Origin of the sequence: Klebsiella sp. MS 92-3, from assembly GCF_000195655.1 — a bacterium.
Classification (GTDB): Bacteria; Pseudomonadota; Gammaproteobacteria; order Enterobacterales; family Enterobacteriaceae; genus Klebsiella; species Klebsiella pneumoniae.
On the sequence record NZ_GL882815.1, the window covers coordinates 111177 to 128655 of the forward strand.

Here is a 17479-nt window from a genome sequence, read left to right on the forward strand (position 1 = left end):
GGATATGTGGCGGATGAGCGGCATTTTCCGCTCGGTATGGCTGCTGAATAAGCCGCAGCAACGGCTATGCGACGTGCAGTTGACGCCAGCCCTTGACGCCCTCTATCGCGACGGCACTCTGCAGGTCCAGGCGACCATCGAAGCGACTGAGGCGGCGCTTGCCGGGCTCAGCGTCGGGGTTAGCCTGTGGCGCGGCGAGGAGCAGATCGCCGCCGGGCGGCAGCCGTTAGGTACCCCGACGGTGGATGAGCGCGGCCACTACGCGGAACGGGTCGATTTCTCCCTGGCGGTGGCGACGCCGGCGCACTGGAGCGCGGAAACCCCGAACTGTTATCGCGCCGTGGTCACCCTGTGGCGCGGCGACGAACTGCTGGAGGCCGAAGCGTGGGACATCGGTTTTCGCCGCATCGAGATTGCCGATGGCCTGCTGCGTCTCAACGGTAAACCGCTGCTGATCCGCGGCGTTAACCGCCATGAGCATCATCATTTGCGCGGGCAGGTGGTCACCGAGGCGGATATGGTGCAGGACATTCTGTTGATGAAGCAGAACAACTTTAACGCCGTGCGCTGCTCGCACTATCCCAACGCGCCGCGCTGGTATGAACTCTGCAACCGCTACGGTCTGTACGTGGTCGATGAAGCCAATATTGAAACCCACGGGATGGTGCCGATGAATCGGCTGTCCGACGATCCGGCGTGGCTACCAGCCTTCAGCGCCCGCGTCACCCGGATGGTACAGAGCAACCGCAACCATCCGTGCATTATCATCTGGTCGCTGGGCAACGAGTCCGGCGGCGGCGGCAACCACGAAGCGCTGTACCACTGGCTGAAACGCAACGATCCGAGCCGTCCGGTGCAGTACGAGGGCGGCGGCGCGGATACCACCGCCACCGATATTATCTGTCCGATGTACGCCCGCATCGAACGCGACCAGCCGATCCCGGCGGTCCCCAAATGGGGGATCAAAAAATGGATCAGCCTGCCCGGTGAGCAGCGGCCGCTGATCCTTTGCGAGTACGCCCACGCGATGGGCAACAGCCTCGGCAACTTCGTCGATTACTGGCAGGCCTTTCGCGAGTATCCGCGGCTGCAGGGCGGGTTTATCTGGGACTGGGCCGACCAGGCGATCCGCAAAACCTTTGCCGACGGCAGCGTCGGCTGGGCCTATGGCGGCGACTTTGGTGATAAGCCTAACGATCGCCAGTTCTGTATGAACGGTCTGGTGTTTCCCGATCGCACGCCGCATCCGTCGCTGGTGGAGGCGAAGCACGCCCAGCAGTATTTTCAGTTCACGCTGCTGTCGACCTCGCCGCTGCGGGTGCGCATCATCAGCGAATACCTGTTCCGCCCAACCGATAACGAAGTGCTGCGCTGGCAGGTGCAGGCGGCCGGTGAACCCCTGTATCACGGCGACCTGACCCTGGCGCTGCCCCCTGAGGGCAGCGACGAGATAACGCTGCTCGATAGCCTGATCCTGCCTGAAGGCGCCCGCGCGGTGTGGCTGACGCTGGAGGTGACCCAGCCCCAGGCGACCGCCTGGTCAGAAGCGGAGCACCGCGTCGCCTGGCAACAGTTTCCCCTGCCCGCCCCGCTGGCGCTGCCGGCGCCCACCGTGTCTGCCGGCGCTCCGGATCTTATCGTCAGCGATGAGGTCTGGCAGATCCGCGCCGGTTCGCAATGCTGGACCATCGATCGCCGGACGGGTCTGCTGAGCCGCTGGTCGGTTGGCGGTCAGGAGCAGCTGTTGACCCCCCTGCGTGACCAGTTTATTCGCGCGCCGCTCGACAACGACATCGGGGTCAGCGAAGTAGAGCGTATCGACCCCAACGCCTGGGTGGAGCGCTGGAAAAGCGCCGGCCTGTACGATCTTGAGGCGCACTGCGTCCAGTGCGATGCGCAGCGCCTGGCAAATGAAACCCTCGTCGACTGCCGCTGGCACTACCTGCGCGGCGAAGAGGTAGTGATTGTCAGCCACTGGCGCATGCACTTCACTGCTGACGGAACCCTGCGGTTGGCGGTGGACGGCGAACGGGCGGAAACCCTGCCGCCGCTGCCGCGGGTCGGGCTGCACTTCCAGGTGGCGGATCAGCAGGCGCCGGTGAGCTGGCTGGGTCTGGGGCCGCATGAGAACTACCCCGACCGGCGGAGCAGCGCCTGCTTCGCCCGCTGGGAGCAGCCGCTGGCGGCGATGACCACCCCCTATATCTTCCCGACGGAAAACGGCCTGCGCTGTGATACCCAGGCGCTGGACTGGGGGCGCTGGCACATCAGCGGTCATTTCCACTTCTCCGTTCAGCCATGGAGCACCCGTCAGCTGATGGAGACCGACCACTGGCACAAGATGCATGCCGAAGACGGCGTGTGGATCACCCTCGACGGCCTGCATATGGGGGTGGGAGGCGATGACTCCTGGACCCCCAGCGTGCTGCCGCAGTGGCTCCTGAGCCAAACGCGCTGGCAGTACGAGGTCTCATTGCGTTGCTTTTAATCCGTGGGGGCGACAGCCCCCACCCCACAAACAGAATAACAAGGGATCATGGTGATGAAATTCTCAGAACTGGCGCCACGAGAACGGCATAATTTCGTCTATTTCCTGCTGTTCTTTTTCTTTTACTATTTCATTATGTCGGCCTACTTCCCGTTTTTTCCGGTGTGGCTGGCGGACGTTAACCATTTAACTAAAACGGAAACCGGGATCGTTTTCTCGTCTATCTCGTTATTCGCCATTATTTTTCAGCCGGTGTTCGGCCTGATGTCGGATAAGCTCGGCCTGCGCAAACATCTGCTGTGGACCATTACGGTATTGTTAATTCTGTTCGCGCCATTCTTTATTTTCGTTTTCTCTCCGCTGCTGCAGATGAATATTATCGCTGGTTCGCTGGTAGGCGGGATCTACCTGGGGATTGTTTTCTCCAGCGGCTCCGGGGCGGTGGAAGCTTATATCGAACGCGTCAGCCGGGCCAACCGCTTTGAATATGGCAAAGTGCGGGTCGCAGGCTGCGTCGGCTGGGCGCTATGCGCCTCGATAACCGGCGTGCTGTTCGGCATCGATCCCAATATCACCTTCTGGATCGCCTCCGGCTTTGCGCTGGTGCTCGGTCTGCTGCTCTGGCTGTCGCGGCCGGAAAGCAGCAACAGCGCCCAGGTTATCGAGGCGCTGGGCGCCAATCGCCAGGCCTTTTCGCTGCGTACGGCGGCAGAGCTGCTGCGTATGCCGCGCTTCTGGGGCTTTATCGTCTATGTGGTGGGTGTCGCCAGCGTCTACGACGTGTTTGACCAGCAGTTCGCCAACTTTTTCAAAAGCTTTTTCGCCAGTCCGCAGCGCGGTACCGAAGTGTTTGGCTTCGTCACCACCGGCGCCGAGTTGCTCAACGCGCTGATCATGTTCTGCGCGCCGGCCATCGTTAACCGCATCGGCGCCAAAAACGCCCTGCTGACCGCGGGGATGATCATGTCGGTGCGTATTCTCGGGTCGTCCTTCGCCTCATCGGCAGTCGAGGTGGTGATCCTCAAGATGCTGCATATGTTTGAGATCCCCTTCCTGCTGGTGGGAACTTTTAAATATATCTCTTCCGCCTTTAACCCGCGCCTCTCGGCCACCCTGTTCCTGATCGGTTTTAATCTGTCAAAACAGCTGTCCGGGGTGGTGCTTTCCGCCTGGGTGGGCCGGATGTACGACACCGTCGGCTTCCATCAGGCCTATCTGATCCTCGGCTGCATAACCCTGAGCTTCACCCTGCTCTCGTTCGTCACCCTACGCGGCGGCAACCGTCTGCTGCCGACCGCAGAGACGCAGAGCCCCGCCTGACTCCAGCGCCCCCGTCAGGGATGACGGGCTTCACTCGACAATCCGCGTCTCACCGCCGCGATTCTCCAGCGCATAGCGCTGACAAGGCGCCCCGGCGGCGATAAGCTCCGCCAGCTCCGCCGAGTGGCTGGTCAGCCAGATCTGGCTGTAGCGCGAGGCCTCGATAATCAGCCGGGCCAGCGCGGGCAACATGTCGCGATGCAGGCTGTTCTCCGGTTCATTGATCGCCAGAAACGCCGGCGGGCGTGGACTGAGCAGCGCGACGGCGAGGCACAAAAAGCGCAGCGTACCGTCGGACATCTCCGCCGCCAGCAGCGGGCGGCGGATCCCTTCGCGACGCATTTTCAGAGCGAAACGCGAGTGCTCGTTTTCACAATAAAACTGGCAGCCGGGAAAGGCGTCGGCAAGGATTTCATGCAAAATCTCCTCCGCGCCGATCTCGACAATGGTCTGAAAGGCGGCGGCGAGATTCTGGCCATCGCTGTCGAGGACTGGCGAACGGTAACCCACGGCCGGCTGACGCAGCGGCGAATGACGGCCAATCGCGAATTCATGATAAAACCGCCAACGGCGCAGGGTCTCCCGCACTCGCGACACTTCGGGAAAACGGTGCGGCTCGCCAAGCTGACCGAACACCGACTCATTTTCATAAATACTCTCGGTGAAAGTACTTTTCTCCCCGGTGACATCGACGAGAAACGCCGCCTGATTCTTGCGCTGCAGTACGCGGGAGGAAGGCCGGCGGGAGTAGCCGGCCAGCCAGATATTCTCTTCTTTAACGATAGGATCGAGCATGAATTGCGTCGGATAGGGCAATTTTTCAGGGAAGCCTATCTGCAGCTCATAATCGAAGCTGTCGGTCCGGCAGGCAATTTGCAGCCGGCGGGGGTGACGATCGAGGGGCGAACGCTCCCCGGACCACATCATATTCTCCAGACCGCCCTCTTCGCTGATAAACCCCGAAAGCCTGCCCTCAGCGGCAGCGGTCAGCAGGTGGATGGCGTTATAAATATTGGATTTACCGCAGCCGTTAGGGCCGAAGACAATGTTCAGCGGCCCGAGCTCCAGCGCGATATCCTTCACTGAGCGAAAATTTTGAATACGAATGTACTGAATCATTATGCGTCCGGCCCTGGAAATAGAAGGCTGCCACAGTAGCACAGCGGCGCCCGGCACACCCTCTTACGCCCCCTTTCGGGCAGGGTTTAACAGAACATTTTTTTCATTCCACGGGTCAGGGCGACCCGCGTCAGCTTATCGCTATCCTGATGGGCGTCGCTGAAAACGCCAAAAAAATAGCGTTCATCGTCAATGGTTTGGCTAACAATTCGGTAGCTCAACGGTTGCCCGGATAGCGCACCGTACTGCGCAGGCGTCACCGAGACCTCGGTCGCGTCATCGGCGACGCTGACCAACAGCCCGTCCGCCTTACCGCCCACCAGCATGACCTTAATTATCGGGTGCACCAGTTCCTCCCGGGATGGCATATAGCGTTGGCGAACCGCAGGGACCGGCGGGCGTGGTGATCGGCAAACAGCGACGCCCGACAGAGTGCGGTATTTAGTACTTTCTTATAGTTCATCACGGCCTTGAGTCAAAAAATAGCGTGCTTAGGCAGGGCTAGATATTGATTATTCGAAATAAAAGATGACAAATGATGAAGGAAAAAAGAGGAATTGTGAATCAGCAAAACGCCGGGTTATTCTTATTTGTCGCTTCTTTACTCGCCTTTATCGGCCCTCACTCAAGGATGTATTGTGGTTATGCGTTATATTCGCCTGTGTATTATCTCCCTGTTAGCCACCCTGCCGCTGGCGGTACACGCCAGCCCGCAGCCGCTTGAGCAAATTAAACTAAGCGAAAGCCAGCTGTCGGGCCGCGTAGGCATGATAGAAATGGATCTGGCCAGCGGCCGCACGCTGACCGCCTGGCGCGCCGATGAACGCTTTCCCATGATGAGCACCTTTAAAGTAGTGCTCTGCGGCGCAGTGCTGGCGCGGGTGGATGCCGGTGACGAACAGCTGGAGCGAAAGATCCACTATCGCCAGCAGGATCTGGTGGACTACTCGCCGGTCAGCGAAAAACACCTTGCCGACGGCATGACGGTCGGCGAACTCTGCGCCGCCGCCATTACCATGAGCGATAACAGCGCCGCCAATCTGCTGCTGGCCACCGTCGGCGGCCCCGCAGGATTGACTGCCTTTTTGCGCCAGATCGGCGACAACGTCACCCGCCTTGACCGCTGGGAAACGGAACTGAATGAGGCGCTTCCCGGCGACGCCCGCGACACCACTACCCCGGCCAGCATGGCCGCGACCCTGCGCAAGCTGCTGACCAGCCAGCGTCTGAGCGCCCGTTCGCAACGGCAGCTGCTGCAGTGGATGGTGGACGATCGGGTCGCCGGACCGTTGATCCGCTCCGTGCTGCCGGCGGGCTGGTTTATCGCCGATAAGACCGGAGCTGGCGAGCGGGGTGCGCGCGGCATTGTCGCCCTGCTTGGCCCGAATAACAAAGCAGAGCGCATTGTGGTGATTTATCTGCGGGATACGCCGGCGAGCATGGCCGAGCGAAATCAGCAAATCGCCGGGATCGGCGCGGCGCTGATCGAGCACTGGCAACGCTAACCCGGCGGTGGCCGCGCGCGTTATCCGGCCCGCAGCACCTCGCAGGCGTGCCGGGCGATATGACTGGCGGCGGCATCGGAGAGATGCCTGTCGGTAATGATGGTGGTGAACCGGGTCAAAGGTAACGCCATAAACGTGGCCACCTGATTGTATTTCGAACTGTCGCACAGCAGGATGCTTCTCGCGCTGACCTGGCTGACGGTCTCCTTGACGGTAACCTTGTTCTCATCAGGGGTGAATATCCCGCGACTGTCCCAGCCGCTGGCGGAGATAAAGGCCGTATCGATAGCCAGGTGGCGTAACGTACGCGCCGCCGATTCGCCCACGCAGGAGCGGTTCTCCCGGCACAGAGTGCCGCCGGTGTGGATCACGCCGCACTGACTGGCATCGATCAGCAGCTGGGTTATCTCAAAATCATTGGTGACCACCTGGAGATCGTTCCGGTCGAGGATCGCCCGCGCCAGCGCCAGGGTGGTAGTCCCGGCATCCAGATAGATGCAACTGTTTTTGGCGATATGACTCGCCGCCAGCGCGCCGATCGCCTGTTTCTCCTCACTCTGCAGCGTGCTTTTCACCAGATGACTGGGTTCCGCAGCCAGCCGGCTGACGGCGCGTACGCCGCCCGAGACGCTGACCAGCAGCCCCTGCTCCTCCAGTTTACTAACGTCCCGACGGATGGTCATATGGGACACGCCGAGGATCTCCGTCAGCTCGTTAATGCTTACCGCCCCACGCTGCTCCACCAGGGCTAAAATACGCTGATGTCGTTCTATTGGAATCACCGCTCTCCCCTTACCATTTTTTCACACCAGGCGTCATCACCCAGGCTACGGCCCTGGCGACACCCTCTGTTGTTATCGCGCTTTGCCGCTGTTTTTACGCTATTTTAGGGCAAGAATCGCCGTTGTGCAGCCTCTTTCCGCCTGTGAATTTTTTATATTCATGTGGGTTATTCGTGATAATTCTCACATAAATTCACATGATAACGCTTTATTCTATCATTAAATCACATTAATTAACTAATGTTCACAAGGAGACCAGTATGGCTGCACACACTAACGTCTGCGTGATTGGACTGGGTTCAATGGGCATGGGCGCCGCCCGCGCCTGCCTGCAGGCGGGCCTGAACACCTGGGGCGTTGACATCAATCCCGACAACTGTCGCGCACTGCTGGCGGCGGGCGCCAAAGGCGCGGGCCCCAGCGCGGTGCCGTTCGCCGCGGAACTGGATGCAGTTGTGCTGCTGGTGGTCAATGCCGCCCAGGTGCGGGGGATCCTGTTCGGCGAGAGCGGCCTTGCCGCCCATCTGAAGCCGGGCACCGTCGTGATGGTGTCGTCCACCATCGCCTCCGCCGATGCTCAGGCCATTGCCGAGGCGCTGGCGGAGTACCAGCTATTGATGCTCGACGCGCCGGTATCGGGCGGCGCCGTGAAAGCGGCCGCCGGCGACATGACGGTGATGGCCTCCGGGAGCGATGCCGCCTTTGCCCGCCTCGCGCCGGTGCTGGACGCCGTGGCCGGCAAAGTCTACCGCATAGGGAGCGACATTGGTCTTGGCTCAACGGTAAAAATTATCCATCAGCTGCTGGCCGGGGTGCACATCGCCGTTGCCGCCGAAGCGATGGCGCTTGCCGCCCGCGCCGGGATCCCACTGGAGACGATGTATGACGTGGTCACCCACGCGGCGGGTAATTCCTGGATGTTTGAGAATCGCATGCAGCACGTCCTGGATGGCGATTACTCGCCAAAATCCGCTGTCGATATTTTTGTCAAAGATCTCGGGCTGGTGAATGACACTGCCCGGGCGCTGACCTTCCCGCTGCCGCTCGCTACCACCGCGCTGAATATGTTCACCTCCGCCAGTAATGCCGGATTCGGTCGGGAAGATGACAGCGCGGTGATCAAGATTTTCAACGGCATTACCCTGCCGGGCCATAAACAGTGAGGAGAGACAACATGCAGCTTGGTGTCATTGCCGATGACTTCACCGGCGCCACGGATATTGCCAGCTTCCTCGTGCGCAACGGCATGCCGACGGTGCAACTGAATGGCGTGCCGACCCGCGATATTCCGCTGACCAGCGAGGCGGTGGTCATCAGCCTGAAAACCCGCTCCTGCCCGGCGGAAATGGCCGTCAGCCAGTCGCTGGCGGCCCTGCGCTGGCTGCAGGCCCAGGGCTGTCAGCAGTTTTATTTCAAGTACTGTTCCACTTTCGACAGCACCGCGCAGGGCAACATTGGCCCGGTGCTGGATGCCCTGCTGGCCGAGCTGGGTGAGACGCGGACGGTGATTTCCCCGGCGCTGCCGGTTAACGGCCGCACGGTCTATCAGGGATATCTGTTCGTCGGCGAGCAACTGCTGAATGAGTCCGGGATGCGCCACCATCCGGTGACGCCGATGGAGGATGCGCACCTGGGCCGCTTAATTGAGCGCCAGGGGCGCGGAAAAGCCGCGCTGATTGCCTGGCCGATTGTCGCCCGGGGGCCGGAGGCGGTCGCCGCCGCGCTGGCGGCAGTCAACGATCCGGCGGTGCGCTATGTGGTGCTCGACGCCCTCAGCGAACAGGATCTGCTCACCCAGGGCGTGGCGCTGCGGGAGATGAAGCTGGTCTCCGGCGGTTCCGGCCTCGCCATCGGCCTCGCCCGCGACTGGGCGCAGCGCCATGGCGCCCGGGGTGAAAGCGCTCAGGCCGGCATGCCGCTGGCCGGCCCGGCGGTGGTGCTCTCGGGCTCCTGCTCGGTGATGACCAACAGCCAGGTGGCGGCCTATCGTCAACATGCCCCCGCCCGCGCCGTCGACTTAAGCGCCTGCTTTACCGATCTGGAGAGCTACGTCAGGACGCTGACTGACTGGGTGGACGCGCAGCGCGATGCGCCGCTGGCGCCGATGATCTATGCCACCACCGAGCCGCAAACGCTGCAGCGGATCCAGGCGCAGTATGGCGACAAGGCCAGCAGCGAACGGGTGGAACAGTTGTTTGCCGCTCTTGCCGCCGCCCTGAAGACGAAAGGATTTACCCGCTTTATTGTGGCCGGAGGGGAAACGTCGAGCATTGTGGCGCAGACCCTGGGGGTTGAGGCGTTCCATATTGGGCCGACCATCTCCCCTGGCGTGCCCTGGGTGCGTGACACCCGCCAGCCGCTCTCCCTGGCGCTGAAGTCAGGTAACTTCGGCGATATCCAGTTCTTTGCCCGTGCCCAGCAGGAGTTTCGTCATGACTGAGCAACAACTGCGAGAGGAAATGGTACAGATTGGCGCCTCGTTGTTTAGCCGCGGCTATGCCACCGGCTCCGCTGGCAATCTGTCGTTGCTGCTGCCGGACGGCAACCTGCTGGCGACGCCGACCGGCGCCTGCCTCGGCGAACTGCAGGCTCAGCGGTTGTCGGTGGTGACGCTGCAAGGGGAATGGATCTCCGGCGATAAACCATCGAAAGAGGTCACTTTTCACCGGGCGGTCTATTTGCACAACCCGGCCTGCAAGGCGATCGTCCACTTGCACAGCCACTATCTGACCGCGCTCTCCTGCCTGCAGGGGCTCGACCCGCACAACTGTATCCGCCCCTTTACCCCCTATGTGGTGATGCGCGTCGGCGACGTCCCGGTGGTTCCCTACTACCGGCCGGGCGATGACCGTATTGCCCAGGCGCTGGCCGGGCTGGCGCCGCGCTATAACGCCTTTTTACTGGCCAACCACGGACCGGTGGTCACTGGCTCATCGCTGCGCGAAGCCACCAACAATACCGAGGAACTGGAAGAGACCGCACGGCTGATATTTACCCTCGGCAACCGCGAGATCCGCTACCTGACCGCTGACGAAGTAAAAGAACTGAGATAAAACCATGCCAAAATTCGCTGCAAATTTATCCATGCTGTTTACCGAACTGCCGTTCCTGGAACGCTTTGCCGCCGCTGCCCGGGCGGGATTTGAAGCCGTTGAGTTTCTGTTTCCCTATGAGTATGCCGCCGGGGAAATCAGACAGCGCCTGCAGGAGAACCAGCTGCAGCTGGTGCTGTTCAATACCCCACCCGGCGACGTCAACGCCGGAGAATGGGGGCTCGCCGCCATTCCCGGGAGAAGCGCGGAGGCCCGACGCGATATTGAGCTGGCGCTGGAGTATGCCTGCCAGCTCGGTTGCCCGCAGGTGCATATCATGGCCGGCGTGGTGCCGCCGGGAGCGGATCGCGCAGACTGCGAGGCCGTGCTTATCGATAATCTGCGCTACGCCGCGGAGTGCTTTGCCCGCCACGACAAGCGGATACTCATCGAAGCGCTGAATCCGCAGACCAAACCGGGCTATCTCTACCACAGTCAATATCAGACGCTGGCGATGGTGAAACGGGTCGACAGGCCGAACCTGGCGGTGCAGTTAGATCTGTTTCACGCGCAGAAGGTGGACGGCAATTTAAGCCATCTTATTACCGAATATGCCGGCCAGTATCGCCATATTCAGATTGCCTCCCTGCCCGACCGTCATGAACCGGATGAGGGCGAAATAAACTATCCGTGGCTCTATGCGCTACTGGATAAAACCGGTTATGACGGCTGGATCGGCTGCGAATATATCCCCCGGACAGACACGCTTTCCGGGCTGGGGTGGTTCTCGCCCTACCGGAAAAAATAAACGCCGTTTTCTAAAAAAATAACTCTCTGTACACCTGTTAATACCCGAGGCAAACCTATGTCGACATCGGCGCTGTTACTTATTGCGTTAGCCAGCGTAGTGCTGTTGCTCCTGTTAGTGATCAAAGCGAAAGCACATCCTTTTGTGGCGCTCCTGATCGTCAGTCTGCTGGTGGCATTCGCCACCGGCATTCCGGCAGATAAAATTATAACCACCATTGAAAAAGGCATGGGCGGCCTGCTTGGCCACATCGCCAGCATTATTATTCTGGGCTCAATGCTGGGGGTACTGATTGAAATGTCCGGCGGCGCCGAATCGCTGGCGAAAACGTTGACCGGCGTACTGGGTGCAAAACGAACCATTGCCGCCTTAACCATCGTGGCTTTTATTCTCGGCACCCCGGTCTTTTTTGAAGTCGGCTTTATCATCATCATTCCGTTAATCTACGGCTTCAGCAAAGTCGCCCACGTATCGCCGCTGAAGTTTGGCCTGCCGATGGCCGGCGTGATGTTAACCGTCCACGTGGCGCTGCCCACCCATCCTGGCGCAGCGGCTGCGGCAGGCATTCTGCATAGCGATGTCGGTTGGCTGATGCTGGCGGGGATTGGGGTGTCGGTGGTCGTCGGTATCGTGGGCTATTTTGTCGCCCGGTTTATCAATCGGCGCCATTATCATCTGTCGATTAACGTGCTGGAGCAGCAACAAACGGCGGAAGTACCGGATCTCTCGGTTAACGCGCAGCAGACCCGTCTGCCGCCGCCGAATGCGCTGGTTATCGGTGGGCTGATCGTGGTGCCCATCATGCTGATTGTTTCCGGGACGCTGTGTCAGGCGCTTCTGCTGCCGGAAAACGCGGTTCGCCAGCTGATGACCGTCATTGGTACCCCGCCGGTCGCCCTGCTGATCTCCCTGGGCCTGGCCAGCTGGACGCTGGGCATCCGTCGGCGGATGAGCCTGAAAAAGCTGGGCGAAGTCACCGGCAGCGCGATCCCCTCGTCGGCGGACGTGATCCTCGTCGCCGGCGCCGGCGGCGCCTTTGGCGGCGTACTGGTCGCTTCCGGCATCGGTAATGCCTTAGCCGAGGCGCTGGAGACAATACATCTGCCGCTGATGCCCGCCGCTTTTCTGCTATCGCTGGTGCTCAGAGCCTCGCAGGGTTCGGCCACCGTGGCGATCCTCACCACCTCCGGTCTGCTGTCGCAGGCGGTTGTCGGTCTGGAGCCGCTGCAACTGGTGCTGGTGACGCTGGCGACCTGCTTCGGCTCGCTCGGGCTGTCGCACGTCAACGACGCCGGATTCTGGGTCGTCACGCGCTATCTCGGACTCTCGGTGCCGGATGGACTCAAAACCTGGACCGTCTTGACAACCATCATGGGGGTGACGGGCTTTCTCATCACCTGGCTGCTGTGGTTTGCGCTTTGATGTTAACCTGGGTGGCTCCGGCCACCTTAACTTCGCCCCGGCGCAGGCCCTGACCCACTACCGCTGTCAGACCGCAGACCCGCTGCCGACAGCGTCACCGGGATAAAATAGCGTACGCGATAGCGCCTGTCCCCTGCCTCTTCGCCTTCCGCATGGCGGGTTATAAAACATTCAATGTCATAGCCGTCCCGACGACTTACCCCCAGGGATGGCAGCAGCTCCATATACAGATCGCTGGATAAACGAGCATAACGTGACCAGCTGCCGTAGAATTCAACCCCGACATAAAGCCCTGACCGGGTGGTCAGCGAGCTTTTCATGGCCAGCGCGGGGGGCAGCTTTCCCGCCTCATGACAGCCGACAAAAGCGTTAACCTCGACGTTAAGCTCATTTTTACTCGCCGCGGCGTAGTCGGAAAGTACGGAAAGCGAGCCTCCGCCAGCGGTGAAAAAACGGTCAACCTTTTGTCTGATGCTCGTCTTAGCGGTGCTTTGCAACACCAAATCCGACAGGCGCAGTTCATACTTCATCGGATAGCCGTAATAGACCTGTTCCGGAAGAGAAAAAAAACGAGCCAGAGGTAGGCTCTCTCCGTCCGGGTGAAACTTTTTCAACAGCTTTGCCGTGTCCCAGTGCGCCGCGCAACGGTATTCACGTGGCGAGAGCGAAAAGCGCTTCTTAAACTCCCGGGAAAAGGTCTGAGGCGAGTCATAGCTTAACTGCCAGGCAATAGCGGCGATCGGTTGCCGTGTTAAGCGCAGACTGACCGCTGCGATGGTCAACCGCCGCAGACGAATATACTGCCCGATGGGTAACTGGCCATACTGGTAAAACACGTCGTACACAAACCGACGTGAATAGCCCATATACAGCGCCAGGTCATCGATCGCCGGGTTACAATAGATATTATCCTCCAGCCACGCCAGCATTTTCAAATAGAGCATCTGCTTCATAAGTACGGCATACATCCTGTATTCTTGTCCTCCGCTAATTTTAACAACAGAGCGCGGCTATCACTAAGCTTTTTATGCATCGCAAAAATAAAAAAACAGCAAACGGCTTTAAATAGTTACAAATATATGCTTAAGGTTTTGTTTATTAGGAACTTTCGCATATCAATATACCGTTATCTCACTTTCCCCACCAGATATTGCATTAATGGAAAACATCCCTTAGATTACCACGGCTAAAAATAGTACCTGCATCATCATTATATTCTTTAATTTATCCAGATATGTTTTTTAATGCCCACAGGGAAGTTATATGACTAATTTTTTGTTCAATATAAAAAATCACTATTTGCGAGTCGCTATTGCTGAACTGGTTGATGAAGCGATGAAGGCCGCCGGGCGGCCACACTATCAGTTTTCTCAACAATGGGATGCAGGATCGATGGCGCAAGCTGATGTGATATTTACGGAAATGGTCGCGGGGGAGTGGTACTTGTGCCAGGATCTTTTTCAGCATGCCCCGGAACAATATACGCTTTTTATTTTCCCGGACAATGAACACGCTACCGTAGATGAGGGTTTACCGAATTGTCTGCAGCATGCGGTATTTATGCCGCCTCACGCTCGCGTTCAGCGGCTGAAAGATGAGATAGCTAACGCCATTGAGCGTCCGCTGCTACCGCGGCAAGACCCGCCGTTCAATCGTCTGCGGCGTTGCATTAATTGCGCCTGCAGGTCGGTCAGCGACGCGCAAACCAAAGTCATTTACGCGTTCAGTATTGGCCTGAGCCCGCATGAAGTCGCCGCTGCGCTAAATATTAGTCCCAAAACGATTCATTCACATAAAAAGAATATTATGAGTAAATTTAATTTGAATAGCCGTCAGCAGTTTAACAACCTTGTGCAACTGCTCGCCAAACGCTGATACAACTCGTCATTTTATTCTGTCAAACAATCATCTTCTGGAACGGAAAACATACCGTCTCTTGCGCCTTTCCTGAATATAGGAAAAGCCACTCCATAAAGAAATGATGGGACATAAAATCAGACACAAAATAATAAAGAAGTCGCTCATATCAAACCTGACAAAAGAATTTAATTTAGAGTGATAATATTCACTCGATTATATTCAGGCAAGACCAGCGCCTCATTTTTGAGAGTGGGAAATAGAATGGTAGGATAATTCCTGGTAGCTAATATTAACAGGTAAAATAAGACGCAGCGCCAGTGTCTGAGGAGGGAATGAGAGGCCTGTTAGCGTCTTTTTGCATTGAGGATGAGAAAAAGATAGCCAAATGTGTAATTCCCTGTACAGTGGAGGGAATCACAAAGTGAAGCTCGCGTTCCGCGTAGCGGACATCACGGTTGGTTGAATGTTTGTACATATCAGCCTCGCCCTCCTTTAGGGTCAGGCCATACTCATCTTGCATGCTGAGCGCGGATGTTCTTACGCCGCGGGAGCGATCGTAACAACTATGCTAACCACCCTGATTTACCGCAGCCAGGTTCATCCTGACCGCCCGCCCGTCGATCTCGACGCTTTAGTCCATCGCGCCAGCAGTAAAAATTTGCCCCTTGGCATCACCGGCATTCTGCTGTTTAACGGCCTGCAGTTTTTCCAGGTCCTGGAAGGGACTGAGGAGGCACTTGAGTCGCTGTTCAGCGAAATCCAAAGCGACCCGCGTCATCGCGACGTAGTGGAGCTGATGCGCGATTACTCAGCCTACCGACGTTTTCACGGCACCGGAATGCGCATACTGGATCTCCGGCTGTTTGAAACCGATGGCGCGCTGGAGGAAATTCTGCGCTTTAGCACGTTTGGGGTCACCGAACCGGTCAACGACCGGATGTTCCGGCTGCTTAGCGCCTTCATTGCCGACGGCGGCCGCTATTGCCTGCCCGAGCCGCTGCAGCCCTCTCGCTGGATGATGATGCCCGCGTCAGGTACGGCCGCGCCGCAGCACCTGCCCGGTCAACCTTGCCAGTTTGCTCTGCAGGCTATTGTCGAGCCGGCTAAAAAGCGAGTTTCTTCCTTCGAGGCTCTGATCCGCAGCCCAACCGGCGGCTCTCCCGTGGAAATGTTTGCCGCCATTGCGGCGGAGGATCGCTACCGTTTTGATCTTGAAAGCAAAGCGTATGCATTCGCTCTCGCCGGCCAGCTGCCGCTCGGGAAACATCAGCTGGCGATTAACCTGTTGCCCGGATCGCTGTATCACCACCCTGACGCCGTAGGCTGGCTGATGGACAGCCTGCTGGCGGCCGGCCTCAGACCGGATCAGGTACTGATCGAGGTCACCGAGACAGAGGTGATCACCTGCTTTGACCAGTTCCGCAAGGTGCTCAAAGCCCTGCGCGTCGCGGGCATGAAGCTGGCCATCGACGACTTTGGCGCAGGTTATTCCGGCCTGTCGTTACTGACCCGTTTTCAGCCTGATAAAATCAAAGTGGATGCGGAACTGGTACGCGATATCCATATTAGCGGCACCAAACAGGCGATTGTCGCCTCGGTCGTCCGCTGCTGCGAGGATCTTGGCATTACGGTGGTGGCTGAAGGTGTCGAAACCCTGGAGGAGTGGTGCTGGCTGCAGTCGGTGGGCATTCGCCTGTTTCAGGGCTTTCTCTTTTCCCGACCCTGCCTTAACGGCATCGGCGAGATCTGCTGGCCGGTAGCGCGCCAGGCAATGGACCTGTAAGGCCGCGCCCCCGGGCATCGTCACTGCCAGTGGGCAAGCTTTTCGCTCAGCGCCGCCAGGGCATATCGTACCGCTTTCGCCACCACGGTCTCACAGTCGCCGGCAAAGCACATCCGTTTGGTTTCAGTCTGGCCGCGAAAATTCCAGGCAAACCATACCGTGCCGGCGGGGGTACCATCTTCCCCGCCCTCCGGTCCGGCGTAGCCGCTGACGGCGATGGCGATATCGGCCCCGGCGAGCGCCAGAATACCAGAGGACATCTCCTGAACGCAGGCTTCGCTGACGGCGCTGTGTACCGCCAGGGTTTCCGCGCGAACCTGCAGCACGTTGCGCTTGGCTTCATCGCTGAAGGTCACTACGCCGGTATCATAAAATGCCGCGGTATCCGCCTGGGCACAGAGCGCTGCCGCCAGATTCCCTCCGGTGCAGGACTCCGCCGTGGTCAGTCGCCAACCGCGCGCGATCAGCGCCCGAGCCACTTCAGCGGTTAGTTCATGCGTATTGTTTGCGTCGCTATCGATCTCGTCAGTCATTCTTCCTCCTCGCCGAAATTGAAAGAAATAGCAGACTCACTGCGTCTGTTAACAGAATAGCATATCGATTTCTTTGTCGTCGGGGGGCCATTTATATTTTCAGGGAGAAAGGATAAAGGCCCGCAGGGCGGGCCTTTAAGGTAACATCCTCGGAACAACGGTGAATCAAACTTTATGTTCTATCACGCGCCCCTGATTCTCGATCGCAATTTTACGCGGTTTTTCGCTCTCCGGGATCTCCTGGTGGATGGCTATTTTTAAGATGCCGCTATCCAGCTGCGCCTGATTAATTTGGGCGTGTTCAGGAAGAGAGAAACTGAGCTGGAAATTAGCGCGGCGGATACCTTTATAAATCCAGCGTTCACCGCTGTCTGTCGAGGCATCGGTTTCCTGGCGTTTCCCGGAAATATGCAGATTCCCCCCTACGGTTTCTATTTCCAGCTCATCATCTTTCCAGCCAGGCACGCTGACGCTGAGCAGGAAATTGCTGTCGTCGACTTTCTGTAAATCATAAGCCGGTAAAGTGCCCACCGGCGTATCGCCCGTTAACTGGCTGAAAAGACGGTCAATACGATTAAAGCGATCGGCAAAAAGAGAATCAGCAAATACCGGGAGTGCTGACAAGGTTTTGAGTGCCATAATTAACCTCCTGAATATCCATTCAAAAGCTCAACATAAAGGCAAGCATTGCTTGTCCGCTATATAAAATAATATCTAAGGCGCGTTTTTCAAGACCCGAAATAAAAAATTTTTCTTCGCCAGCCTCAGTGAAAAATAAGCATACCGGTGGCGAAGTTACCCCCCCCCCCCCGCGGGGGGGGGGGGGG

At 58.4% G+C, this 17479-nt stretch carries 17 protein-coding genes; 10 read left to right on the plus strand and 7 right to left on the minus strand.

Annotated features, from left to right (window positions below):
• The coding region (locus HMPREF9538_RS0127795; RefSeq protein WP_009485276.1) for a beta-galactosidase at positions 1 to 2488 on the plus strand (2488 nt) is incomplete at its 5' end.
• A gap of 54 nt (positions 2489 to 2542) precedes the next feature.
• Positions 2543 to 3808 carry an MFS transporter gene (locus HMPREF9538_RS12345; RefSeq protein ID WP_032457136.1) on the plus strand — a complete coding sequence of 422 codons (1266 nt, stop codon included), beginning with the start codon at positions 2543 to 2545 and terminating at the stop codon, positions 3806 to 3808.
• Positions 3809 to 3838: 30 nt separating this feature from the next.
• Here HMPREF9538_RS12345 and HMPREF9538_RS12340 read toward each other — a convergent pair whose 3' ends face one another.
• Both HMPREF9538_RS12340 and HMPREF9538_RS12335 read right to left on the minus strand, forming a co-directional pair.
• Positions 3839 to 4927, minus strand: coding sequence for an AAA family ATPase (locus HMPREF9538_RS12340; RefSeq protein ID WP_001620097.1), 1089 nt, complete (start codon positions 4925 to 4927; stop codon positions 3839 to 3841).
• 86 nt (positions 4928 to 5013) lie between these two features.
• Positions 5014 to 5274, minus strand: a complete 261-nt coding sequence (locus HMPREF9538_RS12335) for a hypothetical protein (protein ID WP_004176262.1) — start codon at positions 5272 to 5274, stop codon at positions 5014 to 5016.
• 297 nt (positions 5275 to 5571) lie between these two features.
• Between HMPREF9538_RS12335 and HMPREF9538_RS12330 the strand changes: the two genes are divergently transcribed.
• A complete protein-coding gene (locus HMPREF9538_RS12330; RefSeq protein ID WP_001620095.1) occupies positions 5572 to 6432 on the plus strand; it encodes a broad-spectrum class A beta-lactamase SHV-1 in 861 nt (286 codons plus the stop codon).
• 20 nt (positions 6433 to 6452) lie between these two features.
• On the opposite strand, the gene HMPREF9538_RS12325 is transcribed toward HMPREF9538_RS12330, so the two are convergent.
• Positions 6453 to 7214 carry a DeoR/GlpR family DNA-binding transcription regulator gene (locus tag HMPREF9538_RS12325; RefSeq protein WP_002210513.1) on the minus strand — a complete coding sequence of 254 codons (762 nt, stop codon included), beginning with the start codon at positions 7212 to 7214 and terminating at the stop codon, positions 6453 to 6455.
• Between the two features lie 260 nt (positions 7215 to 7474).
• Here HMPREF9538_RS12325 and ltnD point away from each other — a divergent pair, with 260 nt between their 5' ends.
• The 5 genes from ltnD to HMPREF9538_RS12300 are packed head-to-tail and all read left to right on the plus strand — an operon-like array spanning position 7475 to position 12476.
• On the plus strand, positions 7475 to 8377 hold the full coding sequence (gene ltnD, locus HMPREF9538_RS12320; RefSeq protein ID WP_002903955.1) for an L-threonate dehydrogenase: 903 nt from the start codon (positions 7475 to 7477) through the stop codon (positions 8375 to 8377).
• A gap of 11 nt (positions 8378 to 8388) precedes the next feature.
• The gene (otnK, locus tag HMPREF9538_RS12315; RefSeq protein WP_009485280.1) at positions 8389 to 9654 is read left to right on the plus strand and encodes a 3-oxo-tetronate kinase; all 1266 of its coding nucleotides are present in this window, start codon (positions 8389 to 8391) and stop codon (positions 9652 to 9654) included.
• Positions 9647 to 10267 (plus strand): aldolase, encoded by a 621-nt coding sequence (locus HMPREF9538_RS12310; RefSeq protein WP_002210516.1) that lies wholly within the window; start codon positions 9647 to 9649, stop codon positions 10265 to 10267. The genes otnK and HMPREF9538_RS12310 overlap by 8 nt, the downstream gene beginning before the upstream one ends.
• Before the next feature lie 4 nt (positions 10268 to 10271).
• A complete protein-coding gene (locus HMPREF9538_RS12305) occupies positions 10272 to 11054 on the plus strand; it encodes an HPr family phosphocarrier protein (protein ID WP_004176276.1) in 783 nt (260 codons plus the stop codon).
• Between the two features lie 57 nt (positions 11055 to 11111).
• Positions 11112 to 12476 (plus strand): GntP family transporter, encoded by a 1365-nt coding sequence (locus tag HMPREF9538_RS12300; RefSeq protein ID WP_002903916.1) that lies wholly within the window; start codon positions 11112 to 11114, stop codon positions 12474 to 12476.
• A 26-nt stretch (positions 12477 to 12502) separates the two neighbouring features.
• Here the strand turns inward: HMPREF9538_RS12300 and HMPREF9538_RS12295 are convergent, their stop codons facing one another.
• The gene (locus HMPREF9538_RS12295) at positions 12503 to 13429 is read right to left on the minus strand and encodes a helix-turn-helix domain-containing protein (RefSeq protein ID WP_020316502.1); all 927 of its coding nucleotides are present in this window, start codon (positions 13427 to 13429) and stop codon (positions 12503 to 12505) included.
• A gap of 310 nt (positions 13430 to 13739) precedes the next feature.
• On the opposite strand from HMPREF9538_RS12295, the gene kbvR reads away from it, so the two are divergent.
• Entirely contained in the window at positions 13740 to 14351 is a 612-nt protein-coding gene (gene kbvR / locus HMPREF9538_RS12290) for a LuxR family transcriptional regulator KbvR (RefSeq protein ID WP_002903816.1), read from the plus strand.
• A 30-nt stretch (positions 14352 to 14381) separates the two neighbouring features.
• Here kbvR and HMPREF9538_RS31635 read toward each other — a convergent pair whose 3' ends face one another.
• Positions 14382 to 14501 carry a small membrane protein gene (locus HMPREF9538_RS31635; RefSeq protein ID WP_004195995.1) on the minus strand — a complete coding sequence of 40 codons (120 nt, stop codon included), beginning with the start codon at positions 14499 to 14501 and terminating at the stop codon, positions 14382 to 14384.
• 400 nt (positions 14502 to 14901) lie between these two features.
• Between HMPREF9538_RS31635 and HMPREF9538_RS12285 the strand changes: the two genes are divergently transcribed.
• Positions 14902 to 16119, plus strand: a complete 1218-nt coding sequence (locus HMPREF9538_RS12285) for a diguanylate phosphodiesterase (protein ID WP_004143607.1) — start codon at positions 14902 to 14904, stop codon at positions 16117 to 16119.
• A 20-nt stretch (positions 16120 to 16139) separates the two neighbouring features.
• Here HMPREF9538_RS12285 and HMPREF9538_RS12280 read toward each other — a convergent pair whose 3' ends face one another.
• Both HMPREF9538_RS12280 and HMPREF9538_RS12275 read right to left on the minus strand, forming a co-directional pair.
• The gene (locus HMPREF9538_RS12280) at positions 16140 to 16652 is read right to left on the minus strand and encodes a 2-oxo-tetronate isomerase (protein ID WP_002903810.1); all 513 of its coding nucleotides are present in this window, start codon (positions 16650 to 16652) and stop codon (positions 16140 to 16142) included.
• A gap of 165 nt (positions 16653 to 16817) precedes the next feature.
• Positions 16818 to 17291, minus strand: coding sequence for an Hsp20 family protein (locus tag HMPREF9538_RS12275; protein WP_002903808.1), 474 nt, complete (start codon positions 17289 to 17291; stop codon positions 16818 to 16820).
• Positions 17292 to 17479 lie beyond the last annotated feature (188 nt).